This window comes from Terrabacter sp. Root85 (assembly GCF_001429185.1).
GTDB lineage: Bacteria > Actinomycetota > Actinomycetes > Actinomycetales > Dermatophilaceae > Terrabacter.
Genome location: NZ_LMIW01000008.1, coordinates 448,694 through 474,779 on the forward strand (window position 1 = coordinate 448,694; position 26,086 = coordinate 474,779).

A 26,086-nucleotide genomic window follows, 5' to 3' on the forward strand; every position below is an offset into this window, starting at 1 on the left:
TATGCCGTCTGCCCGAGCGGGCGGGCACGTGCGGCAAGCGGGGTGGTACCGCGGCAGCCTCCGGCAGGAGACGTCGTCCTCGTGGCAGAGACGAGCGACCAACAGACGCGAACGCAGGAGACCACGAGCATGACCTATCCCAAGGTCACCACGAACGACGCCGACCAGTCCACGACGGGCGGGGTCCCGTCCAACCCGCGCTTCCCCGAGATCGAGCAGCGGGTCCTGAAGTACTGGGACGAGGACGGCACGTTCATCGCCTCGGTCGAGGGCCGCGACGCGGGCACCGACGGCTCCAACGAGTTCGTCTTCTACGACGGACCGCCCTTCGCCAACGGCCTGCCGCACTACGGCCACCTGCTCACCGGCTACGTCAAGGACATCGTCCCGCGCTACCAGACGATGCGCGGAAAGCGCGTCGAGCGCCGCTTCGGCTGGGACACCCACGGCCTCCCCGCCGAGCTCGAGGCGCAGCGCCAGCTCGGTCTCAAGACGAAGCAGGACATCGTCGAGCTCGGCATCGACACGTTCAACGACGCCTGCCGCAGCTCGGTGCTCAAGTACACCGGCGAGTGGCGCGACTACGTGACGCGCCAGGCGCGCTGGGTCGACTTCGACCACGACTACAAGACGCTCGAGCCCTCCTACATGGAGTCGGTCATCTGGGCCTTCAAGCAGCTGCACGACAAGGGCCTCGTCTACGAGGGCTTCCGCGTCCTGCCCTACTGCTGGAACGACCAGACGCCGTTGTCCAACCACGAGCTGCGCATGGACGACGACGTCTACAAGATGCGTCAGGACCCCGCCGTCACCATCGGGCTGCGGCTCGAGACCGGCGAGCTCGCGCTCGTCTGGACGACGACGCCGTGGACGCTGCCGGCCAACCTCGGCATCATGGTCGGCCCCGACATCGACTACGTCGTCGTCGAGTCCGACGTCACCGGCACGGCCGAGCGCTACGTCATCGGTGCGGCCCGGCTATCGGCCTACGCCAAGGACCTCTTCGGGGCCGACGTCGACCTGTCCACGCTCGACGAGCGCGTCGTCGAGCGGCTCACGGGCCGTGACCTGCTCGGCCGCTCCTTCACGCCGCCCTTCTCGTACTACCAGGGACACGAGCGCGCGCACCAGGTCTTCCCCGCTGACTTCGTCACCACCGAGGACGGCACCGGGCTCGTCCACACCGCCGGCGCCTTCGGTGAGGAGGACAAGATCGTCACCGACGCGGCCGGCATCGAGCCCGTCGTCCCCGTGGGCGCCGACGGCCGGTTCCTCTGGCCCGTCACCGACTACGAGGGCATGCACGTCTTCGACGCCAACGCCCACATCATCGACCACCTCAAGGCGGCGACGCGGGGCGAGGGAGAGACCGGCTCGGTCACGGCCGGCACGGTGCTGCTGCGCCGCGAGACCTACGACCACAGCTACCCGCACTGCTGGCGCTGCCGCGAGCCCCTCATCTACATGGCGGTCTCGTCGTGGTTCGTCGAGGTCACGAAGATCAAGGAGCGGATGCTCGAGCTCAACCAGGAGATCGAGTGGACGCCCTCGCACATCAAGGACGGCCAGTTCGGCAAGTGGCTCGCCAACGCCCGCGACTGGTCCATCTCGCGAAACCGCTTCTGGGGCAGCCCGATCCCGGTGTGGAAGTCCGACAACCCGGAGTTCCCGCGCCTCGACGTCTACGGCTCCTTCGAGGAGCTCGAGCGTGACTTCGGCGTCGAGATCACCGACCTGCACCGCCCCTTCATCGACAGCCTGACGCGTCCGAACCCCGACGACCCGTCGGGGCGGTCGACGATGCGCCGCGTCGAGGACGTCCTCGACGTCTGGTTCGACTCCGGCTCGATGAGCTTCGCCCAGGTGCACTACCCGTTCGAGAACGCCGACTGGTTCGAGCACCACTTCCCGGGCGACTTCATCGTCGAGTACATCGGCCAGACGCGCGGCTGGTTCTACACCCTGCACATCCTCGCGACGGCCCTCTTCGACCGGCCCGCCTTCAAGACGTGCGTCAGCCACGGCATCGTGCTCGGCTCCGACGGCCAGAAGATGAGCAAGTCGCTGCGCAACTACCCCGACGTCCGCGAGGTCTTCGACCGCGACGGCGCCGACGCGATGCGCTGGTTCCTCATGAGCAGCCCGATCCTGCGCGGCGGCAACCTCGTCGTCACCGAGCAGGGCATCCGTGACGGCGTGCGCCAGGTGATGATCCCGCTCTGGAACGCGTGGTCGTTCTTCTCGCTCTACGCCAACACGGCGCGCGGCGGGGAGGGCTACGAGGCCAAGCGCTCGACGAGCTCGACGGACGTCCTCGACCGCTACCTGCTCGCCAAGCTGCGCGAGTTCGTCGGCGACATGACCGAGCAGCTCGACACGTACGAGATCGCGGCGGCGTGCGACACGATGCGCGGCTTCCTCGACGTCCTGACCAACTGGTACATCCGCCGCTCCCGCGACCGCTTCTGGGGCGGCGAGACCGACGAGTCGCTCGCGGCCTTCGACACCCTGTGGACCGCGCTCGAGACGGTCACGCGTGCCACGGCGCCCCTGCTGCCGCTCGTGACCGAGGAGATCTGGCGCGGCCTGACGGGCGAGCGCTCGGTGCACCTCGCCGACTACCCGACGGTCGACGACCTGCCGGCCGACCACGAGCTCGTCGTCGCGATGGACCGGGCGCGGGAGATCTGCTCGACGGGCTCGAGCCTGCGCAAGGCCCGAGGCCTGCGCGCGCGGCTTCCGCTCGCCGAGCTGACCGTCGTCGCGGCCGAGCCCGCGAGCCTCGAGCCGTTCCGGGCGATCATCCAGGACGAGCTCAACGTCAAGGCGCTGACCCTCGTCGACGTCGCGACGGCGAGCGAGGCCGACTTCGGTGTCAGCCAGCGCCTGACCGTCAACGCCCGCGCCGCGGGTCCTCGCCTGGGCAAGGACGTCCAGCGCGCCATCAAGGGCAGCAAGTCGGGCGACTGGACCGTCGACGCCGACGGCACGGTGACGTCCGGGGGTCTCGCGCTCGTCGAGGGCGAGTACGCCCTCGAGACCGTCGTCGCCGGTGACGCCGACGCGGGGGCCACGGCGATGCTGCCGTCGGGTGGCTTCGTCGTGCTCGACACGACCGTGACGTCCGAGCTGGCCTCCGAGGGCCTGGCCCGTGACCTCGTCCGCGCGGTGCAGCAGGCCCGGCGCGACACCGGCCTGCACGTCAGCGACCGCATCAGCCTGACCGTCCAGGGCGGTGCCGAGGTGTTCGAGGCCACGGTGACGCACCGCGACCTCATCGTCGGCGAGACGCTCGCGACGCAGTTCGCCGCGGCCGGACCCGACCACGCTCTGCCCGACGGGCTGCCGGGCACGCCGACCGACGTCCTCGTCGGCGACAACCACCCGGCGACGATCCTCGTGGTCAAGCGATGATCGCCGCGAACCGCGAGGACGAGCTGGAGGCTGCCGACGTGAGCACGACCCCCGACCCCGACCCGACCGACTCCAACCTGGCCGACTCCGGGGCTCGCACCGACACGCAGCCGACCGACGGGGTGATCGTGCGCGGCGCCGTCGGCGACGACCTGGCGGGCGTCCTGTCCGTCGGGCACCGGACCTGGCTCGCGACCTACGAGCCGATCGCCGGACCCGAGTACGTCGCCATGGGTCTCGCGAAGTGGTGGACGAGCGACGTCGTCACCGACTCCATCCGCAAGGGCCGCACCCTCGTGGCCGTCGAGGACGACGAGGTCGTCGGGGTCGCGACGTTCGGGCCCCAGGACGAGTCGTTCGTGCTGTGGAAGCTCTACGTGCTGCCCGGCCACCACGGGCACGGGATCGGCTCGCGCCTCATGGACGCCGTCGTGGAGCGGGCCCGCGAGAACGAGCACCCGCGGATCACGCTCTCCTACCTCGAGGGCAACCAGCAGGCGGCGCGCTTCTACGCGCGACACGGCTTCGTCGAGACGCACCGAGAGGCCCCGGGATCGGGCCTGCCCGAGAGCGTGTGGATGGTCCGCGAGCTGGGCACGGGGGAGTCCGCATGAACGGCCGCCCGGACGCCGCCGCGGTGGAGGCCGCGCGCAACCTCGAGGAGATGAAGCGGATGCGCGAGATCGAGGAGGAGATCCTCGCCCGGGCGCCCGAGAACGACATCGGTCCGTCGCTCGACCGCATCCGCGCGGTCATGGAGCTCGCCGGCGACCCGCAGCGCACCTACCCCTCGATCCACCTGACCGGCACGAACGGCAAGACGTCGACGAGCCGCATGATCGACTCGATCCTGCGCGAGACCGGGCTGTCCACCGGCCGCTTCACGTCGCCCCACCTGCACGACATCCGTGAGCGGATCACCCTGTCGGGCAAGCCGATCCCGCGTGAGAAGTTCATCGCGGCCTACGAAGAGGTCGCGCCCCTCATCGAGCTCGTCGACGCCCGGTCAGTCGAGTCGGGCGGTCGCCGGATGAACTTCTTCGAGGTGCTCGTCGCCCTCGCCTACGCCGCGTTCGCCGACGCCCCCGTCGACGTCGCGATCATCGAGGTGGGTCTCGGCGGCTCGTGGGACGCCACCAACGTCATCGACGCCCAGGTCGCCGTCGTGACGCCCGTCGACCTCGACCACACCCACCTCCTCGGTGACGACGTCGTCTCCATCGCGGAGGAGAAGAGCGGCATCATCAAGGCCGACTCCGTCACCGTCTCGGGCGTGCAGGACGAGGACGTCGCGCGCGTCCTCCTCGACCGTGTCGAGGAGGTCGGCGGGGCCCGGATCGTCTTCGAGGGCAACGACTTCGGTGTTCTCGCCCGCGAGGTCGCCATCGGTGGCCAGCAGGTGTCGATCCGAGGTCTCGCGGGGGAGTACGCCGACCTCTTCCTCCCGCTCCACGGCGCGCACCAGGCGAGCAACCTCGCCACCGCCGTCGCGGCGGTCGAGTCCTTCCTCGGTGGCGGCGAGCAGCGCATCGAGCCGGAGGTGCTGACCGCGGCCGTCGCGGGGATGACCTCGCCGGGGCGCCTCGAGATCGTCCGGCGGTCACCGACCGTCCTCGTCGACGCGGCCCACAACCCGCACGGTGCCCGGTCCCTCGTGGCTGCGCTCGGGGAGGCGTTCTCCTTCACCCGTCTCGTCGGGCTCGTCGGCATCGTCGCCGACAAGGACGCCGCCGGGATGCTCGAGGTGCTCGAGCCGGCCCTCGACCACATCGTCGTGACGCGCAGCTCGTCCCCGCGCGCGATGCGGCCCGAGGCCCTCGGCGCCCTCGCCGTCGAGCTCTTCGGCGAGTCCCGGGTGACGGTCGTCCGCGACCTGCCCGATGCGCTCGAGCAGGCCGTGACCATCGCCGAGGCCGATGGCATGGGTGGCGGCGTCGTCGCCACGGGGTCGGTCATCACCGCGGGCGAGGTCCGGATGCTCCTCGGCCACACGGACCTCTGACCCCCGCCCCTCCTCGACCCCGACTTAGGCTGGCCCCATGCATCCCCTGGTGAAGCTCGTCCTCATCGTCGTCATCGTCGTCGTCGCAGTCGTCGTGTGGGGACGGGTCATGGGACGCAAGGACCCCGACCGCGAGCTCGTCGGCCTGACGGACACCGTGCGCGCCAGGGTGAGCCGCGAGATCAGCGCCGGTCACAAGATCAACGCCATCAAGATCTACCGCGAGGCGACCGGGGCTCCGCTCGCCGACGCCAAGCGGGCCGTCGACAGCTGGTTCGTCCCGGGCCAGGGGCCGGGCGTGCGCGACGCGGCGGCGTCCTACACCGACGGCCGGCTCACCGACGAGGCCCGGTCGCGCATCAGCGAGCTCATCGTCGCCGGTCGGCGCGAGGACGCGATGAGCCTCTACGCCGAGGCGACGGGGGCGAGCGGGGCCGAGGCCCAGGCCATCATCCGCACCTGGGACACCACCCAGAACTACTGAGCCCACCGGCCACGAGACCCACACCGAGGCAGACACACACCGATGCGTTCGATCATCTTCTACGGCCAGACCGGCAAGTTCACCTTCCGCATGCTCGCGACGGTGCTCGGCGGCCAGGCCATCTGCATCCTGCTCGGTGCCCTCGTGGCCCGGGCCGTCGCGGCCACCGACGAGGGGAGCGGGCCGAGCACGGCATACCTCGTCGTCGGCCTCGGGCTCGGCGCGCTGAGCATCGTGGCCGCCGGGCTCATGCGCCGCCCGTGGGGCGTCACGCTCGGCTGGGTCGTCCAGGTGCTGACCCTGCTCAGCGCTCTCGTCGTGCCGATGATGCTCATCGTCGGTCTCTTCTTCCTCGCGCTGTGGGTCACCTGTCTCGTCAAGGGCACCCAGGTCGACGCCGTCGTGGCCCGTCGTGAAGCGGCCGCGGCCGACGGCGAGGCAGCCGACGGCGAGGCGGCCGATAGGGTGGACGGGTGACCACCGAACGTTCCCTCGTCCTCGTCAAGCCCGACGGTTTCCAGCGCGGCCTCACCGGTGAGGTGCTGCGTCGCATCGAGGGGAAGGGCTACCGACTGGTCGCCCTCTCCGTGCTGACGCCCACCCGTGAGCAGCTCGCCGCGCACTACGCCGAGCACGAGGGCAAGCCCTTCTACGAGCCGCTCGTCGAGTTCATGAGCTCCGGTGCCGTCACGGCGGTCGTCGTCGAGGGCCAGGACTGCGTCAAGGGCTTCCGCAGCCTCGCCGGCGCCACCAACCCGACGGACGCCGCACCCGGCACGATCCGCGGCGACCTCGGCCGCGACTGGGGCACCAAGGTCCAGCAGAACATCGTGCACGGATCCGACTCCCACGAGTCCGCCACACGCGAGATCGGCATCTGGTTCCCCGATCTCGAGGGCTGATCGGGGCACAATCGCGGCATGACCTCCCGACCGTGGCTGCGCCCCCTGGGGCGTGACCTCGCGATCGACCTCGGCACCGCCAACACCCTGATCCACGTCCGGGGTCGCGGGGTCGTCGTCGAGGAGCCGTCGGTCGTGGCCGTCGAGGTGGGCACCGGTCGGCTCGTCGCCGCGGGCACCCGGGCCAAGGAGATGCTCGGCCGCGCGCCGGGCACCATCCGGGCGGTCCGGCCCCTGCGTGACGGCGTCGTCTCCGACGCCGACGAGACCGAGCGGATGCTGCGGTGGTTCATCGACCAGGTGCGCACCTCGCGACTCGTCCGCCCCCGCATGGTGCTCTGCGTGCCGAGCGAGGTGACCGGTGTCGAGCGCCGGGCCCTCGAGGACGCCGCGACCCGGTGCGGTGCGCGACGCGTCTACATGATCGAGGAGCCGATGGCGGCGGCCATCGGTGCCGGCCTGCCCGTCTACGAGACGGCGGCGAGCATGGTCGTCGACATCGGCGGCGGCACGACCGACGTCGCGGTCATCAGCCTCGGCGGCATCGTCACGTCGAACTCGCTGCGGATCGCCGGCGACGAGATCGACGAGGCCCTCATCGGCTACGTCAAGAGCGAGTACTCCCTCCTGCTCGGCGAGCGCAGCGCGGAGGACATCAAGGTCGCCGTCGGGTCGGTCTTCCCGCTGCGCGAGGAGCTGACGACCCGGCTGCGCGGACGTGACCTCGTGACCGGCCTGCCCAAGACCGTCCAGGTGAGCTCGGTCGAGGTGCGCCGAGCCATCGAGACGCCGGTCCTGCAGATCATCGAGCTCGTCCGCGCGACGCTCGACGTGTGCCCACCCGAGCTCGCCGGCGACATCCTCGACCGCGGCATCACGCTGACCGGGGGAGGTGCCCTGCTGCGCGGCCTCGACGAGCGGATGCGCCACGAGCTCGGCGTGCCGGTCCAGGTCGCCGACGACCCGCTCCGAGCCGTGGCCCGCGGCGCCGGCCGGTGCGTCGACGAGTTCGCCAGCCTCGAGCGCGTCCTCGTCGGGGACCACCGCCTCTAGTCGCATGCAGCCGACCGTCCGCCGCCGTCTCCTCGTCGTCCTCGCCTCGCTCACCGTCGCCCTGCTCGTCGCCGACCTCGCCCACCTCGCGGTCGCCGACGGGGTGCGCCGGGCCGGCGGGCTCGTGCTGGGGCCGGTCCAACGGGCCCTCGCCGGGGCGCCGCGTGACGACCTCGCCGCCCTCGAGAGCGAGAACGTCCGCCTGCGTGCCACTGCCGCCGAACAGCAGCACCACCTCGACGATCTCGGACGGCTCGACGAGCTGTTCGGATCGAGCGCCACGACGGGGCGCACGCTCCTGCCCGCCCGCGTCGTCGCCACCGACGTCAGCGCGCTCGGCGGCCGGAGCGTGACGATCGACGTCGGCTCCCGGGACGGGGTCCGGGTCGACTCGACGGTCGTGGCGGCCGACGGTCTCGTCGGTCGCGTCGTGTCCGTGTCGCCGTGGACGAGCGACGTGCAGGTGCTCGGCAGCGCCGCCTCGGTCGTGGCAGTGCGCGTCGGCCCCGCCGGCACGCTCGGCACGGTGTCGCCGTCGGCACCGGGGGACTCGGAGTCCCGCCCCCGCGGCTCGCTCCGGCTCGTCGGCATCGCGCCGTCCACCCCCGTCGTCGGCGATGTCGTGCGCACGCTCGGCAGCGTCGACGAGACGCCGTATGCCGCCGGGATCGTCGTCGGCACCGTGACCGCCGTCGACCCCGACCGGGGCCAGCTGACGCGTGGTGCCACGGTGCGGCCGAGCGTCGACCCCGACGCGATCGACGTCGTCGCCGTCCTCGTCCCGACCCCGCGCACGACCCCGCGTCCGACGGTGGGCGCCCGACGATGAGGCCGACGCTTCTGGGAGTGCTGCGGACGGCATACGTCCTCGTGGCGGCCCTCGTCGTGGCGACGCTGCTGCCGCGTCTCGGTGCGGAGCCCCGGTGGGTGCCCGACCTCGTGCTCGTCGGGGTCGTGGCGACCGCCGTGCTCCGGGGTCCCGTGCACGGTGCCCTCGTGGGGCTGCTGGCCGGGTGGGTCGTCGAGCTCGTCCCACCCATCGGCAGCCCGCTCGGGCTGGCCCCGCTCGTCATGATGCTCGCGGGGCTCGTCGCGGGCTTCTTCCGCAGGGCGTCGTCGCGCTCGTCGCTGCGCGCCCCGGCGGCGCTGCTGGCCGCCGCTGCCGTCGTCCTCGTCGGACGCCTCGGCTCGGCCGTGCTCGCCGAGGGCAGCGTGGACCTGACCGACGGGCTGTGGCGGCTGCTCGTGACGGTGCTCGTCGGCGGTCTGCTGCTGCCGGCCTTCCTCGCCCTCGACCGGGCCCTCGTGCGGCGGAGGCTCGGGTGAGGCGCGGCCCGCGCCGTCGGGTCGGCGTCGCCGGTGTCGTGCTCGTCCTGCTCGTCACACTCTTCGGGCTGCTGCTCGGTCGTCTCGGACAGCTCCAGCTCGTCGACGGGCCCGAGCTGGCCCGCGCCGCGGTCACGGTCAACACGCGCACCGTCACCGAGCACGCGCTGCGCGGCCGGATCCTCGACCGCAGCGGAACGCCCTTCGTCGCCAACACCTTCGACACCGTCGTCACGGTGCAGCGCTCGGTGCTGGTCGGGGCGGACGACGGCGGACGCGACCTCGTGACCCGTCTCGCGACCGCGGTCGGGCAGCCGTTCGAGCATCTGTGGGGCAAGACGATGCTCTGCGGCACGGCTGGGGCGCCGCCGGCCCCGGCATGCTTCAACGGGTCGCCCTACGTGCCGATCCCCGTCGCGACGGGCGTCGACGCGCGCCGGGCGCTGACGCTGCTCGAGCAGCCCGAGAAGTACCCCGGCGTCGGCGTCACGACCGAGCCCGCGCGGGCCTACCCCCGGCCCGACGGAGCCCTCGCCGCCCACCTGCTCGGCTGGGTCGCCCGGGCCGGTGCCGACGACGTGACCGGGAGCGGGGGGCGCATCGACGCGGAGGACGTCGTCGGGCGCTCCGGACTCGAGGCGCAGTACGACGAGGTGCTGCGCGGCACGAACGGACGCACCGTCGTCGCCATCGACCCCCGGGGCATCGTCACCGACACCGTCAGCTCGACCGCCCCTGTCGCGGGGCGCGACGTCGTGACCCACCTCGAGGCCCGGCTGCAGGCCCGCACCGAGGCCGCGCTCGTGCGAGCCGTCGCGTCAGCCCGGGCGCAGAAGCTGCGCGCCGACACGGCGGCCGCGGTCGTCGTCGACGTGACGAACGGTGGCGTCGTCGCGGCAGCCAGCTACCCGTCCTACGACCCCGCCGTCTTCTCCGGCGGCATCAGCACGACCGAGCTCGCCCGCCTCACCGACGAGCGGGCCGGCACACCGCTGCGCTCCCGGCTGACGGCCGAGACGTTCCCGCCGGCGTCGACCTTGAAGGTCATCTCGGTGCCCGCCGCCGTCAACTCCGGGGCCCGGCTCGACGGGACGTACGACTGCTCGCCCAACGTGTCCGTCGGCGGTCGGCTCTTCAACAACTTCGAGTCGCGGGGCTACGGCCCCATCGACCTCCACCGCGCCCTCGTCGTCTCGTGCGACACCGTCTTCTACCGCCTCGCGTATGCCGCGTGGCTCGAGCAGGGCGGCCTCGCCGCGCCGGTCAGCGCCGCCGACCCCTTCGTCTCGATGGCGAAGGCCTTCGGACTGGGGCGGCGCACCGGCGTCGACGTGCCGGGTGAGGCGGCCGGACGCGTCCCGGACCGCGCCTGGAAGGAGCAGTCCTGGCTCGCGACGAAGGGCGAGACGTGCCGGCGGGCGAGCACCGGCTACCCCGAGGTCGCCCGCACCGACCGGGCGCGCGCCGACTACCTCAAGCGGCTCGCCACCGAGAACTGCTCGGCCGGCTACCAGTACCGCGCCGGCGACGCCGTGAACTTCTCCATCGGACAAGGTGACACGGCCGTGACGATCCTCCAGATGGCGGGGGTCTACGCCGCCATCGCCAACGGGGGCACCCTGTGGCAGCCGCAGGTGGCGGCCGGCTACCGGACGGCTGCCGGCGCGACGACGGTGATCGCGCCGAAGCGGGTGGCCACGGTGCCGCTGCGACGCGACGTGCTGGCATACGTCCGCTCGGCCCTGGGCGACGTGACCCGACCCGGTGGGTCGGCCGGCACGGCCTTCAAGGGCTTCCCGCAGGACCGCTACCCGCTCGCGGGCAAGACGGGGACCGGTGAGGTCTTCGGCAAGCAGGCCACCGCCTGGTTCGCCGGCTACGGACCGACGACGAAGCCGAAGTATGCCGTCGTGGTCGTCGTCGGCCAGGGTGGCTCGGGCTCGAAGGTGGCCGCCCCTGCCGTGCGACAGATCTTCGATGCGATCCTTGCCCTGGGGCTCTAGCCCCCTCCGTTCCCCGGTGGCACCCGCCGCAGGGACCGACCGAGAGGCGCGTTCGTGGACGACTACCTGAGGAGCGACGCCCCGGTCGTCGAGGCGCTCGACCGGGCCTGGGACCGGAGCCGGCTCAGCGTCCGCACCCGGTTCGAGCGGCTGCGCTCGCGCGTCTTCCTCCTCGTCCAGTGCGCCGTCTCGGCGGGTGTCGCGTGGTGGCTCGCGACCGACGTCTTCGGCCACAAGTCCCCCTTCTTCGCCCCCATCGTCGCCGTCGTCTGCCTCGGCATGTCCTACGGTCAGCGGCTGCGGCGGGTCTTCGAGGTCGCGATCGGCGTCGCCGTCGGGGTCTTCACGGCAGACGTCTTCGTGCACGTCGCCGGCAGCGGTCCGTGGCAGATCGCCGCCGTGGTGCTCGTGTCGATGGCGATCGCGACCCTGCTCGACGGCGGCCCGGTCATCGTCACCCAGTCGGCCGTCCAGGGCATCGTCATCGCGGCTCTCGTCGCGAGCCCGGGCCAGGCCTTCGGCCGGTGGACCGACGCGCTCATCGGCGGCGGCATCGCCCTCGTCGCCGCGACGGTCGTGCCCCAGGCGCCACTGCGGCGGCCCCGGGTCGCCGCCGCCGAGGCCGTCCGCAAGATCGGTGAGCTGCTCCGCCGGGCGGCCGCCAGCGCCCACGACGGCGACGTCGAGGGGGCGGCCGAGGTGCTGGCCTCGGCCCGAGGCACCGAGTCGCTGCTGCGCGAGCTGCGGCAGGCAGCCGACGAGGGCCTGTCGGTCATCACCTCGTCGCCCTTCAAGCGTCACCACGCGGCGGGGGTGCGCAAGATGGTCGACCTCGTCGAGCCACTCGACCGCGCGGTGCGGAGCACCCGCGTGCTCGTCCGCCGCGTCACGGTCGCGGTCGGGCGCGGAGAGCAGCTGCCGCCCGGCTACGAGACCCTGCTGCTCGAGCTCGCGTCGGCGACGGACGTCATCGGACGGGCCCTGTCCGAGAACGCCTCTCCCGAGATCGGTCGGCCGGCGCTGCTGGCCGTGGCCGCGGCGACGGGGGAGGTGCCGCGCACGCCGAGCCTCGCGACCGAGACGGTGCTCGCCCAGGTCCGCTCCACCGTCGTCGACCTGCTCCAGGTCACCGGTCTCGACGTCGACGAGGCCATCGCCGCCCTCCCACCCGAACGCCCCAGAGACCCCTGACCCACCCACTCGAGTGAGCGCTCAGTCCCAGTCGAGTGAGCGCCCTGTCCCAGCGGGTGTGGTCGCGAGCCCACTCGAGTGTGGTTGCGCGCCCACTCGAGTGTGGTTGCGCGCTCACTCGACGGCGCGGCGTGGGAGTCGGGACGCGCGGAGGGCCGGGTCCTTGCGGACCCGGCCCTGCGGCATACGTGCGCTGGCGCGTCAGGCGGACGGCGTCAGCTCGTGGGGTCCGACGGGCAGCTTCTCGACGCGGGGGTCACCGGCCTCGGCGAAGTAGTCGGCCGGGATCGTCGCGTCCTTGCCCTCCGGCGCCTTGGCGGCCCGGAGCACCAGCGTGAGGATCGCGGCGACGACGACGTTGATCGCGAAGGCGGTCACCGCGATGTAGCCGAGCTGGCCGATGAGCGGCATGTTCGCGACCGAGCCCGCGAACGGTGCACCGGTGGCCTTGTTCGTCACGTTGTACGCGGCCACCGTGCCGTAGACCATCCCGACCGCCCAGCCGGCGAGCAGTGCCCACCGGTGGAACCACCGCGTGTAGAGGTAGAACACGAGGGCGGGGAACGTCTGGAGGATCCAGATGCCGCCGAGGAGCTGGAAGTTGATCGCGTTGCTCTTGTCGAGGGTGAGCACGAAGATCAGCGCGAACGCCTTGACGACGAGCGAGGTGAGCTTGCTGACCTTGGCTTCCTGCTGCACGGTCGCGTCGGGCTTGATCCACGCCTTGTAGATGTTGCGCGTGAAGGTGTTGGCCGCCGCGATCGACATGATCGCCGCCGGGACGAGCGCGCCGATGGCGATCGCCGCGAACGCCACGCCCGCGAACCACGACGGGAACATGTCCTCGAAGAGCTGGGGGATGACCAGCTGCCCGTTGACCTTGCCATCGAGGCCGACGGGCTTCGTGCCGGCTGCGATGGCCACCCAGCCGAGCAGGGCCAGCAGGCCGAGCAGGAAGGAGTAGGCCGGCAGGATCGAGGCGTTCTTGCGGATCGTGTTGCGGCTCTTGGCCGACAGCGTCGCCGTGATCGAGTGGGGATACATGAACAGCGCCAGTGCCGAGCCGAGGGCGAGCGTGCCGTAGGCCCAGTAGGCCTTGGGGCCCGGGATGAAGACGTTGGGGTTGCCCGTCGCCGGGTTGGTGGTCGTCGTCATCTTCTCCTTGGCGGAGTCGAACACGTGGCCCCAGCCGCCGACCTTCGAGGGAAGGTAGATGACCGCGACGATGATGACGAGGTAGATGAGGATGTCCTTGACGAACGCGATGATCGCCGGTGCGCGCAGCCCCGAGGTGTAGGTGTAGAGCGCGAGGACGAGGAACGCGATGAAGAGCGGCAGGTCCTTGGCGACCCAGTTGTTGCCGCCGCCGACGCCCGCGACCTCGAGGACGGCCTGGATGCCGACGAGCTGGAGGGCGATGTAGGGCATCGTCGCGAGGAACCCGGTGACGGCGACCGCGAGGGACAGGACCCTGGAGCCGGAGCGGCCCTCGACGAAGTCGGCGGGCGTCACGTAGCCGTGACGGTGCGACACCGACCAGAGGCGCGACATGAAGACGAAGATGATGGGGTAGAGGATGATCGTGTACGGCACGGCGAAGAACCCGTTGACGGCGCCGAAGGCCCACATCGCGGCCGGGACGGCGACGAACGTGTAGGCGGTGTAGAGGTCGCCGCCGAGCAGGAACCACGTGATCCAGGTGCCGAACGAGCGACCGCCCAGGCCCCACTCCTCGAGGCTCTCCATGCTCTCCGGGCGACGCCAGCGGGCGGCCCAGAAGCCGGCCCCGGCGACGATGACGAAGAAGAAGATGAGGACGGTGAGGGCGACGCCGTTGACACCACCGGTGTCAGCCGCGGGCGCGACGGCCGGGGCGAGGGAGGGTGCGATGGCGGTCATCGGAGGCCGTCCTCTCGGGTGATGTCGTCGTCGAAGGAGTCGCCCTCGCGGCTCATCGGCACGTGCGGGCGTGCCTTGAGCACGATGCGGTAGGCGGTGTAGGTCAGCGCCGAGCAGAGGACCACCCAGACGAACTGGTACCAGATGAAGAAGGGGAACCCGAACACGCGCGGCTCGTCCTTGGCGTAGGTGCCGACGAGGAGCAGGGCGACGATGGGGATGGCGAGGAGCACGCCGGCGAGGGCCAGCAGACCCTTGTTCGCCGGTGGCGCCTCGTGACGGTGCGGAGTGGTGCTCACGCGGGTGACCTCCGTTGGTCGGGCCGGACGAGTGCGGCCGTGCGTCGCGGAAACTTACTCTCGCCACGGCGGCCCATGTGCTCTGCGACACAGTGAATTGCGCAGTTCTGTGCAGATCGTGATGTGCGGGCGGACGCCGTCTCGTTGCGCTCTCGCTCACGGATAGGCTGTGGCCATGGCTGATTTCGATGTCGTTGTGCTCGGTGCCGGTCCTGGTGGCTACGTCGCGGCGATCCGCGCGTCCCAGCTCGGCAAGAAGGTCGCCGTCGTGGAGAAGCAGTACTGGGGCGGCGTCTGCCTCAACGTCGGCTGCATCCCGAGCAAGGCCCTGCTCAAGAACGCCGAGCTCGCGCACACACTGACCCATGACAGGGCGAAGTACGGCATCGAGGGCGACGCCACGATGAGCTTCGGCCCGACGCACGCCCGCAGCCGCAAGGTCTCGGAGGGCATCGTCAGGGGCGTCCACTTCCTCATGAAGAAGAACAAGATCGAGGAGATCGACGGCTGGGGCACCCTGACGTCGGCGTCCTCGATGGACGTCGCCCTCAACTCCGGCGAGAAGCGCTCGATCACGTTCGACAACCTCGTCCTCGCGACCGGATCGGTCACTCGCATGATCCCAGGCGTCGAGGTCAGCAAGAACGTCGTCACCTACGAGGAGCAGATCCTCGACCCCGAGCTGCCCGGCTCGATCATCATCGCCGGGTCCGGCGCCATCGGCGTCGAGTTCGCCTACGTCATGAAGAACTTCGGCGTCGACGTGACGATCGTCGAGTTCCTCGACCGCATGGTCCCCACCGAGGACGCCGACGTGTCGAAGGAGCTGCTCAAGCACTACAAGAAGCTCGGCGTGAAGGTCATGCTCGGCACCAAGGTCGAGTCCGTCGAGGACACCGGCTCCGGCGTCAGGGTCACGGTCAGCCCGGCGGCCGGCGGCGACCAGCAGGTCCTCGAGGCCGACCGCCTGCTGTCGGCCATCGGCTTCGCGCCGCGCACCGAGGGCTTCGGCCTCGAGGCCACGGGCGTGGAGCTCACCGAGCGCGGCGCCATCGCCATCGACGAGTACGGTCGCACCAACGTCCCCAACGTCTACGCGATCGGTGACGTGACGGCCAAGCTCATGCTCGCCCACGTCGCCGAGGCCATGGGCATCGTCGCCGCCGAGACGATCGCCGGCGTCGAGACCATGGCCATCGACTTCGCCTTCATCCCGCGCGCGACCTTCTGCCAGCCGCAGATCGGCTCGATGGGTCTGTCGGAGGCGCAGGCCAAGGAGGCCGGCCACGACGTCAAGACGGCGACGTTCCCCTTCTCGGCCAACGGCAAGGCGATGGGCCTCGGTGAGCCCGTCGGCTTCGTCAAGGTCATCGCCGACGCGGAGCACAACGAGATCCTCGGCGCGGCGATGATCGGTCCCGACGTCACCGAGCTGCTCCCGGTCCTCAACCTCGCGCAGACGTGGGACCTCACCGCCGACGAGGTGTCGCGCACAGTCTTCGCGCACCCGACGCTCGGCGAGGCCGTCAAGGAGGCCGTCCACGGCATCGCCGGCCACATGATCAACTTCTGAGCATCGTCCGGACAGGCGTGCGTATGCCGTCCGGCCGGCTCGCGAGGGCACTCCCGTTCGTGGGGGGTGCCCTCGCGCTCTGTCTCGGGACGACCGCCTGCACGACGGATCCGACACAGGCGCAACGCGGCCCGACCGGCGCGTGGTTCGGCACCCCACCGGGGGTCCAGCAGGGCGACCCTGCGATGGGAACACCGACGCTCGGCGACGACATGACCGCCGTCCCGGAGGACTCGGCCTGCGCTGCCGGGACCGACCGCGGCGCCAGCCTGCCGGTACGGGCCGCCGACCTGTGGCCGGGAGCCTCCGTGACGGGCGGGCGAGCGACCGAGGTGCGGGCTCGCCCCGGCGAGCCCTGCCCCGCGGTGCCTGCGCCGGAACCCGACTGCGGCTCGCCGGTCTTCGCGTGGTCGAGCTCGACGAACGAGGAGCTGCTCGGGTGGACCGGTGCCGACCGCGTGCTGTCGGGTTTCGCCGGGGCCCGGGTGGCTGCATCCTCCGACGCCGGCAAGGGCTCGCTCTCGGTCGGCTACGTCAGTCTGCGCTTCCGCCAGGGTGACTCACGCCTCGCCGTGACCCGGGCGCACCTCGAGGACGCAATGCGCCGGTGCGGGGGCGGCAGGTCCGGCACGCTCGGCGGCGTCACCGGGTTCGTGGCGAGCCAGGAGAGCCTCGTCGGCGCCGATCCCGTGCGCACCCTGCTCGTCACGGAGCCGGACCGGGTTGTCTGGGTGGCCCTCGACGGGGGTGCGTGGTCGGCAACGAGCACCGAGCGGGCGGTCCGCGTCACCCTCGAGCGGCTGCGGACGTCCTGAACGCCCGCCGGACGGGTGGGTCGTGGGGCGCGGCCGGGGCGGACGGCATACGACCGTGGCCGCAGGGCACGCGACCCGGGCTGCACGGCATACGCCCGGTGCCAGCCGGGGATGCAAGACGCCCCCGCGGAAGTCCGCGGGGGCGTCTGGTTCCAGCTGGTGGTGCGACCGATCAGTACCAGTGCTTCCGGCCACCGATGGCGCGACCCGACGCGCCGAGGATGAAGAGCACCGCGCCCACGACGACAAGAATGATGCCGATCGTGGTCAGGATGCTGATCTTGGCGAAGATGCCAATGAGCAGCAGGATGAGTCCGAGAACGATCATGGTGTCGCTTGTCTCCTTCAAGAGGTTTTCCCCGAGCAATCTCTGTCGTACCCGCGGGCCGGGCCCACCCAACACGGGGACGGTCACGAAACGGTCACGCGCTCCGGAGGGTCGTGCGGCCCGCTCTCCGAGGCTCGATTAGGGCGGCAGGTACCCCGCTGTTACGCTTGGAGACGCCGTCGAACGGCCGCGGATTCGATAGCGCCCAGGTGGACATGCCCTGGAGCACCGCGCAACGAGATGAGAAGGAGTCGGTTCATCCATGCCTTTGGACGCTGACGTGAAGAAGCAGATCATGACCGAGTACGCCACGGTCGAGGGCGACACCGGCTCTCCCGAGGTCCAGATCGCGATGCTGACGCAGCGCATCAAGGACCTGACCGAGCACGCTCGGGCCCACAAGCACGACCACCACAGCCGTCGTGGTCTCCTCCTGCTGGTCGGCCGCCGCAAGCGCATGCTGCGCTACCTCGAGGCGACCGACATCGAGCGCTACCGTTCGCTGATCAAGCGACTCGGCCTGCGTCGATGAGTTCGTGACGAAAGGCGGTCACCGCGTCCTGCGGAGACCGCCTTTCGTCGTAGGTGCAGGCGGGCGACGCCCGTCGTCCGCCGCACCAGGGCCAGCCGGCCCGAAGAAGGAAACCACGCACACAACGACGATGTGCGCGGGCACATGAGAAAAAGAAAGCGAGGGCCCACATGGAGGGTCCAGACATCACCTTCGCCGAGGCCGTCATCGACAACGGCAGCTTCGGCACCCGCACGGTCCGGTTCGAGACCGGCCGCCTGGCCCGTCAGGCCGGCGGCGCCGTCACGGCCTACCTCGACGACGACACGATGCTCCTGTCGACGACGTCGGCCGGCAAGCAGCCGAAGGACCAGTTCGACTTCTTCCCGCTGACCGTCGACGTCGAAGAGCGCATGTACGCCATCGGCAAGATCCCGGGCAGCTTCTTCCGTCGTGAGGGCCGTCCCTCGACCGAGGCCATCCTCACCTGCCGCCTCATCGACCGCCCGCTGCGCCCGACCTTCAAGAAGGGTCTGCGCAACGAGGTCCAGGTCGTCATCTCGGTGTTCTCGCTGAACCCCGACCACCAGTACGACGTGCTCGCCATCAACGCGGCCAGCGCCTCGACGCAGATCTCCGGCCTCCCGTTCTCGGGTCCGATCGGTGGCGTGCGCGTCTCGCTCATCGACGGCCAGTGGGTCGCCTTCCCGAACTTCTCCGACATCGAGCGCTCGGTCTTCGACATGGTCGTCGCCGGTCGTGTCGTCGGTGACGACGTCGCCATCATGATGGTCGAGGCCGAGTCCACCGAGTCGACGTGGGACCTCGTCAAGAACCAGGGCAAGCAGGCGCCGACCGAGGAGGTCGTGGCCGAGGGCCTCGAGGCCTCCAAGAAGTTCATCAAGGTCCTGTGCGACGCCCAGGCCGAGCTCGCTGCCGCGGCCGCCAAGCCGGTCCAGGACTTCCCGATCTTCCTCGACTACGAGGACGACGTGTACGCCGCCGTCGAGTCCGCCATCGAGGCCGACACGACCGCTGCCCTCACCATCGCGGGCAAGCAGGAGCGCGAGGAGCGCCTCGACGAGATCAAGGCCGCCGTCAAGGCGCAGCTCGCCGAGCAGTTCGAGGGGCGTGACAAGGAGGTCTCGGCCGCCTTCCGCTCCGTGCAGAAGAAGCTCATCCGCCAGCGCATCCTGCGCGACAAGGTCCGCATCGACGGCCGTGGCCTCGCCGACATCCGCGCTCTGGGCGCCGAGGTCGAGGTCCTGCCGCGCGTGCACGGCTCGGCGATCTTCGAGCGTGGCGAGACCCAGATCATGGGTGTCACGACGCTCAACATGCTCAAGATGGAACAGATGGTCGACACCCTGTCGCCCGTCACGCGCCGTCGCTACATGCACAACTACAACTTCCCGCCCTACAGCACCGGTGAGACCGGCCGCGTCGGTTCGCCGAAGCGCCGCGAGATCGGTCACGGCGCCCTGGCCGAGCGTGCGCTCATGCCGGTCCTGCCGACCCGCGAGGAGTTCCCGTACGCCATCCGCCAGGTCTCCGAGGCGCTGAGCTCCAACGGCTCGACCTCGATGGGCTCGGTCTGTGCCTCGACCCTGTCGCTGCTCAACGCCGGTGTGCCGCTGCGCGCCCCGGTCGCCGGCATCGCGATGGGCCTCGTGTCCGACACCGTCGACGGTGAGACGCAGTACGCCGCGCTCACCGACATCCTCGGTGCCGAGGACGCCTTCGGCGACATGGACTTCAAGGTCGCCGGCACCAAGGAGTTCGTCACGGCCATCCAGCTCGACACGAAGCTCGACGGCATCCCCGCGTCGGTCCTCGCCGGCGCGCTGACCCAGGCCCGCGACGCGCGTCTGCACATCCTCGACGTCATGGCCGAGGCCATCGACGTGCCCGACGAGATGAGCCCGTACGCCCCGCGCATCATCACGGTGAAGGTCCCCGTCGACAAGATCGGTGAGGTCATCGGCCCGAAGGGCAAGATGATCAACCAGATCCAGGACGACACGGGCGCCGACATCTCGATCGAGGACGACGGCACCGTGTTCATCGGTGCGGTCGACGGCCCCTCGGCCGAGGCGGCTCGCGCGGCGGTCAACGCCATCGCGAACCCGCAGATGCCCGAGGTCGGCGAGCGCTTCCTCGGCACCGTCGTCAAGACGACGACGTTCGGCGCGTTCGTCTCGCTGCTGCCCGGCAAGGACGGCCTGCTGCACATCTCCGAGGTGCGCAAGCTCGTCGGCGGCAAGCGGATCGACAGCGTCGACGACGTCGTCAAGGTCGGCCAGAAGGTCCAGGTCGAGCTCAAGGAGATCGACCCGCGCGGCAAGCTCAGCCTCGCTGCGGTCCTCGCCGAGGGCGACAACGGTGACTCGGCCGCCGAGGCCGACGCGCCGGCCACGGAGTCCGCTGACGCCTGACCGAACCGGTCGACCGTTCCTGGTCACGAAGCGGCCCGTCACCCCTCAGGGGGTGGCGGGCCGCTCCGTCGTCTCGGCGACGGGTCGAGCAACAGGATGCAGGCGCCGGTCGGGTCAAGAGCCCCGGTCCGGAGCGCAGCGTCCTGTCGGTTGACCCGTCGGGTCAGAAGATCGCGTTGACGATGTTCCAGCCGGTGCTGACGAGCACACGCGGGCTCCAGCCACCCGCGGCGGTCCGCGGGTAGAGCCACAGCCGCCCGCTCGTGTCGCGGGCCAGCACGTCAGGCACACGGTCGCCGTTCAGGTCGCCGGGGCTCATGATCGCCGTCATGCCGTTCCAGCCCGTGCCGACCCGCACGCGGGTGCCCAGCGTGCCGGCGCCGGCCCCGGGCACGAGCCAGAGGATGCCGGTCGACGGCTCCCGGGCCAGGAGGTCGGGTCGGCCGTCTCCGGTGAGGTCACCCGGACCGACGAGGACGTTGTAGCGGTTCCAGCCGGTGCCGAGGCTCGACCGGGCCTTCCAGCCGCTGCTACCGGTGCCGGGGTAGAGGTAGAGCTCGCCGGTCGTGGCCCGCCGGGCCACGATGTCCATCCGGCCGTCGCCGGTGAGGTCACCGACCCCGACGATGGCGTTCATCACCTGCCAGCCGGTCCCGACGCGCACGCGGGGGAGACGCCAACCGCCCGACCCGTTGCCCTTGTACGTCCAGAGGTCGCCGGTCGACGTCTCCCGGGCGAGCACGTCCTGCGCGCCGTCCCCGCTGAGGTCGCCCGGGGTCTCCAGCGCGGACATGCCACCCCAGCCGGTGCCGACCTGGGCGCCGAGGCCCAGGCTCCCCGTGCCCGTGCCGGCGTAGAGCTTGAGAGCCGCGGTCGCGGTCCAGCGCGCCAGCACGTCGTTGTTCCAGTCGCCGTTGAAGTCACCGGTGCCACCCGACAGCGACGCCGGCGCCACGGGAAGGCGCGTGAAGGCATACGGGTCGCACGTGCGGTCGTAGTCCCACGTGGCGTCCCACCACTGGGCGAGGTAGACCTTGCCGCCCGAGAAGCTCGGCTGGGTGCACCGCTCGAGCGCCTCGGTCGGGTGGTCGAGGGTGCCGGCCGTCGCCCACACGGGGACGCCGGGCAGCCACCACGAGCCCGTGATCGACTGCCACCCCGAGGCGTTGGAGTAGACGCCGTAGGAGAAGCCCGCGGCCCGCAGACCACGCATGATGCCCTCGACGACGTAGCGGTTGTCGAGGCGCTGCACGGTGGTCGACGTGGGCCAGGGCTGGGCGGCCCTCGGCTCGACGTCGACCCAGACCATCCGCGGTGCCCAGCCGGGCACGTCGCGCACGGTCGCGACGGCATACGTCGCCTCGGCGTAGCCGACGTTGCTGAGGCGCCCGGCGCGCGTCGAGGACGACCACGGGCCGCTGCCGCCGTAGGTCATCAGCTGCGCGGCCGTCGGGAAGCCCGCCATGGTGTATGCGTGGGTCGGCTTCGCGTGGTCCCTTGCCCAGGCGGCTTGCGTTGCGACGCAAGGGTTCTCCGTGAACGGCAGGCCGTTCGTCAGGCCGATGACGAGGAACTGCGTGGACGCCGGCGGGAACGTCGAGGGGCACTGCGGCCACGAGATGTCGTGCCCGAGGAGGACCGCTGCCTGGGCGCTGGGCGCGACGAGGAGACCGATGATGAGCCCGATGGCCGCGAGAGGGGCCAGGGCCAGGCGACGGAGCCGGCCCACGACGGTGCTGCTGCGCGGACGGACGGACATGCGACCACTTCCTCGATCCCTTCCAGTGTGCGCCGCACAGCCGACTCCCAGCACGGCTTCGTGACGCACGAGTCCGTATGCCGTGTGCCGCGTCGCGCGCCTCCGTGGGCTCGTTAGGCTGGCCGCGTGAGCGACACGACAGGCCAGCCGTCCCGCGACAGCAAGGTCGCCGTCATCGGTGCGAGCGGCCGGATGGGGTCGGAGGCGGTGCGTGCCGTCGAGGGCGCCGCCGGTCTGACCCTCGTCGGTGCCTACGGCTCGGGCGACGACCTCGGTGACCTCGGTGGGGCCGAGGTCGCCATCGAGCTGACCGTCCCCGCGGCCTCACCCGCCAACGTCGCCCACTGCGTCGAGCGCGGGGTCCACGTCGTCGTCGGCACGACCGGCTGGGACGACGCACGTCTCGAGGCGCTCCGCGGCCAGCTCGCCGACGCACCCCCGGCCTCGTCGGGTGCCGGGGTCGGCGTCCTCATCGCGCCGAACTTCGCCATCGGCGCGCTGCTCATGATGTCGTTCTCCGCCAAGGCTGCTCCCTTCTTCGAGTCCGTCGAGGTCATCGAGCTGCACCACCCGGCGAAGGTCGATGCGCCGTCCGGCACCGCCGCGCGCACCGCGGTGATGATCGGTCGGGCGCGGTCCGATGCCGGCTGCTCGCCGGTGCCCGACGCGACGACCCACGACCCCGACGGTGCCCGCGGCGCCCGGGTGGACGGCATACCCGTGCACTCCGTGCGGCTGCGCGGTCTCACGGCGCACCAGGAGGTGCTGCTCGGAAACGCGGGGGAGATGCTGACGCTGCGACACGACTCCTTCGACCGCGGCAGCTTCATGCCGGGTGTCATCGCAGCGGTGCGCGCGGTCGCCGACCACCCCGGCCTGACGGTCGGGCTCGAGCACTACCTCGGTCTCGACTGAGCCGCCGCGCAGCCGACGAGACCGACGTGGCCATCCCCAAGGTCGTCCTCTTCTACGCGTTCCGGCCGCTCGTCGACCCCGACGCGCTCCGACTCTGGCAGCGTGACCTCTGCGAGGGACTCGGCCTGCGCGGGCGGATCCTGCTCTCGCGCCACGGGATCAACGCGACGGTGGGTGGCGATGTCTCCGTGCTCAAGACGTACGTCCGCAAGACGAGGGAGTATGCGCCCTTCCATGACGTCGACGTCCGGTGGAGCGACGGCACCGGGCTCGACGCCGAGGGCCGCAGCCTCGACTTCCCGCGGCTCGTCGTCAAGGCGCGCGAGGAGATCGTGTCGTTCGGCGTGCCCGACGAGGTCGTCGTCGACGAGCAGGGCATCGTCGGGGGAGGCACTCGGCTGCGCCCGGCCGAGCTCGACGCCCTCGTGGCCGAGCGCGGCGACGACGTCGTGCTCTTCGACGGGCGCAACGCCGTGGAGGCAGAGGTGGGGCGCTTCCGTGGAGCCGTCGTGCCCGGCATCCGCCACACGAGCGACTTCGTGCGCGAGCTCGACGCCGGCCGGTGGGACGAGCTCAAGGGTCGCCCCGTCGTCACCTACTGCACGGGCGGCATCCGCTGCGAGGTGCTGACCAGCCTCATGCGCTCGCGGGGCTTCGAGGAGGTCTACCAGCTCGACGGCGGGATCGTGCGCTACGGCGAGGAGCGGGGTGACCGCGGCCTCTGGGAGGGCCACCTCTACGTCTTCGACGAGCGGATGAGCGTCGGGTTCAGCGACGAGGCCGTCCACCTCGCCGCGTGCCACGTCTGCGGGACGCCGACGAGCCGGATGCACAACCGCGAGGACCTGCCGGGTCGTCCGCTCCAGCCGGTCTGCGACGCCCACGCCTGAGCGTCCTGCGGGACATGGCAACCCGGCCGGTCCCGGCACCGCCGTGCGGGGGTGCTGCGCCCGGCCTCGGATCAGGCGTTCTGATGGCCCGTGCCGTCAGTGCCGAGGTCGGCCTCGGCGACCAGGTCCGAGGGTGCTCGCATGCGCCACGCGTCCGTCACGAGCTCGTCGAGCCGGTCGGTGTCCACGCGCTCGAGCCGGACCATGACGAGCGGAGAGCCGTCGTAGGCGGGCGTCGTGAAGAAGAGGTCCGGCTCGCCGAGGACCAGGGCCTGCTTCTCGGCCTCGTCGCCGACGTAGAGCACGGCGACGTCGGTGCGGATGACGCGCCGCTGTCCGGGGACGCGCTCGGGATAGGACCAGACGAAGCCGTGGCCGCCCACCCGGAAGTCGAAGCCCGCGCTGGCGATCTCCTCGACGCCGGGCAGCGCGAGGGCCAGTCGTCGCACGTCGTCCGCGTCGGCCACGGGTCAGGCCCAGCCGACGGCGCGCAGGAGGGCGGCGGTGGCGGCGCCGAGCACGACGACGACGATGAACGGCGCGCGCAGCAGGAGCGCGACGACGGCGACCCCGACGGCGGCGGCCCTGGCGTCGAGGACGAACGACCCGTCGGAACGGGTGAACGCCTGCGTCGCGACGAGGGCGGCGAGCAGCGCGATCGGCAGGGCGGCCGTGATGCGGCGGACCCGTGGCGCGTCGAGCAGGTGCGCGGGCACGAGGTGCCCGGCGAGCTTGAGCCCGAAGGCGATCGCGGCCGAGACGAGGACGGCGGTCCAGAGGCTCACGCCTGCTCCCTCCTCGGGGTGCGCCACGCGAGCAGCGAGGCCGCGGCTGCCGCCACGACGGGTATGCCGGGTGGCATGGTCGGCGACAGCAGCACCGCAACGACGGCGCCGACGACGGCGACGGCCACCGCGTCGCGGTCCCGCAGCCGCGGCCAGAGCAGGGCGGTGAACGCGGCGCACGCCGCGGCGTCGAGGCCGTACGTGCGCGGGTCGCCGACGTGACCGCCGACGAGGGCCCCGGCGAGGGTGCTGAGGTTCCAGAGGGCGAAGACCGTGAGGCCGGTGAGCCAGAAGCCCAGCCGCGACGTGCGCTCGTCGTCCTGCGCCACGGCGACCGCGGTCGACTCGTCGATGGTCAGGTGGGCGGCCGCGACCCGGCGGGTGCCACGGACACCGAGCACGTGCGTCAGCTCGAGGGCGTAGAGGCCGTTGCGGACGCCGAGCATCGACGAGGCAGCAATCGCCGCGGGTGCGGCGTGGAGACCGTTCGCGATGATGCCGACGAAGGCGAACTGTGAGCCGCCGGTGAACATCAGCAGGGAGAGCGCCATCGCCTGCCAAATGTCGAGGCCGGCCGCGACGGCGAGGGCGCCGAAGCTGATGCCGTAGGCGCCGGTGGCGACCCCGACCGACAGGCTCTGGCGCACGACGTCCCGTCGTGGGCCCGGGTCGGCCGTCGCGGTCACGGGCCCTCCGGGGCCCTGACGTCGTCGGCGGCCGGTGCTCTGTCGTCGGCGGAGGTTGCTGCGGAGTCCTCGGCGGGCGCGGGCGCGGGGGCCGCGTCGGCCGCGTCGGCCGCGTCGGCGGCGTCGGAGTCGTCGGCGAGGAGCGCGGACAGGCGGACCTCACGCGCCGTGTCGCCGTCCGGTGAGACGACGCGCTGGCGGTGCGCCCCGTCGGCCACCATCCCGGCAGCCGTGAGGAACCCGCGGGTCGCGTCGTCCGAGGCGAGCAGCCACGCGGCGAGCGCGGAGCGGCCACGTGCCCGGGCCGTGTCGACGACCGCGTGCAGCAGGCGCGAGCCGTGCCCCTGACGACGTGCGTCGGGGTGGACCCCGAGCACGATCAGCTCGGCGGTGCCGGCATCGGTGTCCGCGTCGTCGGACGCGCCGACGGCGGCGAAGCCGACGACCTGCTCGCCCGCACACGCCACGAGCAGCACGCCGTCCCCGGACCGCTCGCCCTCGAGCGTGGCACGCCAGGCGTTCGCGAACGCCCGGGGCTCGAACGTGGCGAGCACCTCGGGAGCGAGCGCGGCGGCATACGCCTCCCGGAACACGACGGCCTGCACGAGGCCCACCGCGGGGGCGTCGGAGCCGCGAGCGACCCGGACCGACGCGTCGGCGACGGGTCCGCGGTCGTGCGCGTGGTCGTGTCCGTCGTCGGGTCCGTGGTCGTGCCCGTGCTGATGTGCGTTTGCGTCCTCGTGTGCCACCCCGGCATCCTCTCAGGCGTGGACGCGCCCGATGTGCACCCCGGTGCACCCCGGCTTTGGACGCCCT

At 71.5% G+C, this 26,086-nt stretch carries 25 protein-coding genes; 17 read left to right on the top strand and 8 right to left on the bottom strand.

Going from position 1 to position 26,086, the window contains the following annotated elements; genetic code table 11:
* Positions 1-129 precede the first annotated feature (129 nt).
* Genes ileS through ASE25_RS08655 form a run of 11 tightly spaced genes read left to right on the top strand, consistent with a single transcriptional unit; the run spans position 130 to position 12,375 of the window.
* Positions 130-3,414, top strand: coding sequence for an isoleucine--tRNA ligase (gene ileS / locus ASE25_RS08605; RefSeq protein WP_056825675.1), 3,285 nt, complete (start codon positions 130-132; stop codon positions 3,412-3,414).
* A complete protein-coding gene (locus ASE25_RS08610) occupies positions 3,411-4,028 on the top strand; it encodes a GNAT family N-acetyltransferase (RefSeq protein WP_056769817.1) in 618 nt (205 codons plus the stop codon). The genes ileS and ASE25_RS08610 overlap by 4 nt, the downstream gene beginning before the upstream one ends.
* Positions 4,025-5,416 carry a folylpolyglutamate synthase/dihydrofolate synthase family protein gene (locus ASE25_RS08615; RefSeq protein WP_056824763.1) on the top strand — a complete coding sequence of 464 codons (1,392 nt, stop codon included), beginning with the start codon at positions 4,025-4,027 and terminating at the stop codon, positions 5,414-5,416. The genes ASE25_RS08610 and ASE25_RS08615 overlap by 4 nt, the downstream gene beginning before the upstream one ends.
* Positions 5,417-5,453: 37 nt before the next feature.
* On the top strand, positions 5,454-5,900 hold the full coding sequence (locus ASE25_RS08620) for a hypothetical protein (RefSeq protein WP_056769811.1): 447 nt from the start codon (positions 5,454-5,456) through the stop codon (positions 5,898-5,900).
* A gap of 42 nt (positions 5,901-5,942) precedes the next feature.
* Positions 5,943-6,377 carry a DUF4233 domain-containing protein gene (locus tag ASE25_RS08625; RefSeq protein ID WP_056769809.1) on the top strand — a complete coding sequence of 145 codons (435 nt, stop codon included), beginning with the start codon at positions 5,943-5,945 and terminating at the stop codon, positions 6,375-6,377.
* Positions 6,374-6,802 carry a nucleoside-diphosphate kinase gene (ndk, locus tag ASE25_RS08630; RefSeq protein WP_056769807.1) on the top strand — a complete coding sequence of 143 codons (429 nt, stop codon included), beginning with the start codon at positions 6,374-6,376 and terminating at the stop codon, positions 6,800-6,802. Before ASE25_RS08625 ends, ndk begins: the two co-directional genes overlap by 4 nt.
* A gap of 18 nt (positions 6,803-6,820) precedes the next feature.
* Entirely contained in the window at positions 6,821-7,855 is a 1,035-nt protein-coding gene (locus ASE25_RS08635; RefSeq protein ID WP_056824766.1) for a rod shape-determining protein, read from the top strand.
* Between the two features lie 4 nt (positions 7,856-7,859).
* Positions 7,860-8,684: a rod shape-determining protein MreC gene (gene mreC, locus ASE25_RS08640; RefSeq protein WP_056824768.1), complete on the top strand. Its 825-nt coding sequence runs from the start codon at positions 7,860-7,862 to the stop codon at positions 8,682-8,684.
* Complete coding sequence (locus ASE25_RS08645) at positions 8,681-9,181, top strand: hypothetical protein (RefSeq protein ID WP_056824771.1); 501 nt, start codon at positions 8,681-8,683, stop codon at positions 9,179-9,181. The genes mreC and ASE25_RS08645 overlap by 4 nt, the downstream gene beginning before the upstream one ends.
* The gene (locus ASE25_RS08650) at positions 9,178-11,184 is read left to right on the top strand and encodes a penicillin-binding protein 2 (protein ID WP_056824774.1); all 2,007 of its coding nucleotides are present in this window, start codon (positions 9,178-9,180) and stop codon (positions 11,182-11,184) included. The genes ASE25_RS08645 and ASE25_RS08650 overlap by 4 nt, the downstream gene beginning before the upstream one ends.
* Before the next feature lie 54 nt (positions 11,185-11,238).
* Positions 11,239-12,375, top strand: a complete 1,137-nt coding sequence (locus ASE25_RS08655; RefSeq protein ID WP_056769792.1) for an aromatic acid exporter family protein — start codon at positions 11,239-11,241, stop codon at positions 12,373-12,375.
* A 201-nt stretch (positions 12,376-12,576) separates the two neighbouring features.
* Here the strand turns inward: ASE25_RS08655 and mctP are convergent, their stop codons facing one another.
* Entirely contained in the window at positions 12,577-14,274 is a 1,698-nt protein-coding gene (gene mctP / locus ASE25_RS08660) for a monocarboxylate uptake permease MctP (protein ID WP_056780294.1), read from the bottom strand.
* A complete protein-coding gene (locus tag ASE25_RS08665) occupies positions 14,271-14,573 on the bottom strand; it encodes a DUF3311 domain-containing protein (protein WP_200959030.1) in 303 nt (100 codons plus the stop codon). Before ASE25_RS08665 ends, mctP begins: the two co-directional genes overlap by 4 nt.
* 175 nt (positions 14,574-14,748) lie before the next feature.
* Here ASE25_RS08665 and lpdA point away from each other — a divergent pair, with 175 nt between their 5' ends.
* Together lpdA and ASE25_RS08675 are read left to right on the top strand one after the other, a co-directional pair.
* A complete protein-coding gene (lpdA, locus tag ASE25_RS08670) occupies positions 14,749-16,146 on the top strand; it encodes a dihydrolipoyl dehydrogenase (RefSeq protein ID WP_056825676.1) in 1,398 nt (465 codons plus the stop codon).
* A gap of 185 nt (positions 16,147-16,331) precedes the next feature.
* Positions 16,332-16,961: a hypothetical protein gene (locus tag ASE25_RS08675; protein ID WP_157623367.1), complete on the top strand. Its 630-nt coding sequence runs from the start codon at positions 16,332-16,334 to the stop codon at positions 16,959-16,961.
* A gap of 172 nt (positions 16,962-17,133) precedes the next feature.
* Here ASE25_RS08675 and ASE25_RS23195 read toward each other — a convergent pair whose 3' ends face one another.
* A complete protein-coding gene (locus ASE25_RS23195; protein WP_196805932.1) occupies positions 17,134-17,289 on the bottom strand; it encodes a DUF6131 family protein in 156 nt (51 codons plus the stop codon).
* A 262-nt stretch (positions 17,290-17,551) separates the two neighbouring features.
* Here ASE25_RS23195 and rpsO point away from each other — a divergent pair, with 262 nt between their 5' ends.
* Both rpsO and ASE25_RS08685 read left to right on the top strand, forming a co-directional pair.
* The gene (gene rpsO / locus ASE25_RS08680) at positions 17,552-17,821 is read left to right on the top strand and encodes a 30S ribosomal protein S15 (protein WP_020142650.1); all 270 of its coding nucleotides are present in this window, start codon (positions 17,552-17,554) and stop codon (positions 17,819-17,821) included.
* A gap of 170 nt (positions 17,822-17,991) precedes the next feature.
* Positions 17,992-20,235 carry a polyribonucleotide nucleotidyltransferase gene (locus ASE25_RS08685; protein WP_056824781.1) on the top strand — a complete coding sequence of 748 codons (2,244 nt, stop codon included), beginning with the start codon at positions 17,992-17,994 and terminating at the stop codon, positions 20,233-20,235.
* A gap of 163 nt (positions 20,236-20,398) precedes the next feature.
* On the opposite strand, the gene ASE25_RS08690 is transcribed toward ASE25_RS08685, so the two are convergent.
* Entirely contained in the window at positions 20,399-21,994 is a 1,596-nt protein-coding gene (locus tag ASE25_RS08690; RefSeq protein WP_056824783.1) for an FG-GAP-like repeat-containing protein, read from the bottom strand.
* A gap of 126 nt (positions 21,995-22,120) precedes the next feature.
* Here ASE25_RS08690 and dapB point away from each other — a divergent pair, with 126 nt between their 5' ends.
* A complete protein-coding gene (gene dapB, locus ASE25_RS08695; protein WP_082622767.1) occupies positions 22,121-22,909 on the top strand; it encodes a 4-hydroxy-tetrahydrodipicolinate reductase in 789 nt (262 codons plus the stop codon).
* Positions 22,910-22,935: 26 nt separating this feature from the next.
* On the top strand, positions 22,936-23,799 hold the full coding sequence (locus tag ASE25_RS08700; RefSeq protein ID WP_056780279.1) for a rhodanese-related sulfurtransferase: 864 nt from the start codon (positions 22,936-22,938) through the stop codon (positions 23,797-23,799).
* A gap of 71 nt (positions 23,800-23,870) precedes the next feature.
* Here ASE25_RS08700 and ASE25_RS08705 read toward each other — a convergent pair whose 3' ends face one another.
* The 4 genes from ASE25_RS08705 to ASE25_RS08720 are packed head-to-tail and all read right to left on the bottom strand — an operon-like array spanning position 23,871 to position 26,019.
* Positions 23,871-24,266, bottom strand: a complete 396-nt coding sequence (locus tag ASE25_RS08705; RefSeq protein WP_056824788.1) for an MmcQ/YjbR family DNA-binding protein — start codon at positions 24,264-24,266, stop codon at positions 23,871-23,873.
* Between the two features lie 3 nt (positions 24,267-24,269).
* Positions 24,270-24,584, bottom strand: a complete 315-nt coding sequence (locus ASE25_RS08710) for an AzlD domain-containing protein (protein ID WP_056824793.1) — start codon at positions 24,582-24,584, stop codon at positions 24,270-24,272.
* On the bottom strand, positions 24,581-25,270 hold the full coding sequence (locus ASE25_RS08715; RefSeq protein ID WP_056824797.1) for an AzlC family ABC transporter permease: 690 nt from the start codon (positions 25,268-25,270) through the stop codon (positions 24,581-24,583). The genes ASE25_RS08710 and ASE25_RS08715 overlap by 4 nt, the downstream gene beginning before the upstream one ends.
* Positions 25,267-26,019 (bottom strand): GNAT family N-acetyltransferase, encoded by a 753-nt coding sequence (locus ASE25_RS08720; protein WP_056824799.1) that lies wholly within the window; start codon positions 26,017-26,019, stop codon positions 25,267-25,269. Before ASE25_RS08720 ends, ASE25_RS08715 begins: the two co-directional genes overlap by 4 nt.
* Positions 26,020-26,086: the final 67 nt, after the last annotated feature.

Coding starts and splice junctions, on each gene's coding strand:
- mreC (WP_056824768.1), top strand. CDS start 7,860: ATGCAGCCGACCGTCCGCCGCCGTCTCCTCGTCGTCCTCGCCTCGCTC.
- ASE25_RS08675 (WP_157623367.1), top strand. CDS start 16,332: ATGGGAACACCGACGCTCGGCGACGACATGACCGCCGTCCCGGAGGAC.
- ASE25_RS08610 (WP_056769817.1), top strand. CDS start 3,411: ATGATCGCCGCGAACCGCGAGGACGAGCTGGAGGCTGCCGACGTGAGC.
- ASE25_RS08625 (WP_056769809.1), top strand. CDS start 5,943: ATGCGTTCGATCATCTTCTACGGCCAGACCGGCAAGTTCACCTTCCGC.
- ileS (WP_056825675.1), top strand. CDS start 130: ATGACCTATCCCAAGGTCACCACGAACGACGCCGACCAGTCCACGACG.
- ASE25_RS08685 (WP_056824781.1), top strand. CDS start 17,992: ATGGAGGGTCCAGACATCACCTTCGCCGAGGCCGTCATCGACAACGGC.
- rpsO (WP_020142650.1), top strand. CDS start 17,552: ATGCCTTTGGACGCTGACGTGAAGAAGCAGATCATGACCGAGTACGCC.
- lpdA (WP_056825676.1), top strand. CDS start 14,749: ATGGCTGATTTCGATGTCGTTGTGCTCGGTGCCGGTCCTGGTGGCTAC.
- ASE25_RS23195 (WP_196805932.1), bottom strand. CDS start 17,289: ATGATCGTTCTCGGACTCATCCTGCTGCTCATTGGCATCTTCGCCAAG.
- ASE25_RS08645 (WP_056824771.1), top strand. CDS start 8,681: ATGAGGCCGACGCTTCTGGGAGTGCTGCGGACGGCATACGTCCTCGTG.
- ASE25_RS08620 (WP_056769811.1), top strand. CDS start 5,454: ATGCATCCCCTGGTGAAGCTCGTCCTCATCGTCGTCATCGTCGTCGTC.
- ASE25_RS08635 (WP_056824766.1), top strand. CDS start 6,821: ATGACCTCCCGACCGTGGCTGCGCCCCCTGGGGCGTGACCTCGCGATC.
- mctP (WP_056780294.1), bottom strand. CDS start 14,274: ATGACCGCCATCGCACCCTCCCTCGCCCCGGCCGTCGCGCCCGCGGCT.
- ASE25_RS08690 (WP_056824783.1), bottom strand. CDS start 21,994: ATGTCCGTCCGTCCGCGCAGCAGCACCGTCGTGGGCCGGCTCCGTCGC.
- ASE25_RS08615 (WP_056824763.1), top strand. CDS start 4,025: ATGAACGGCCGCCCGGACGCCGCCGCGGTGGAGGCCGCGCGCAACCTC.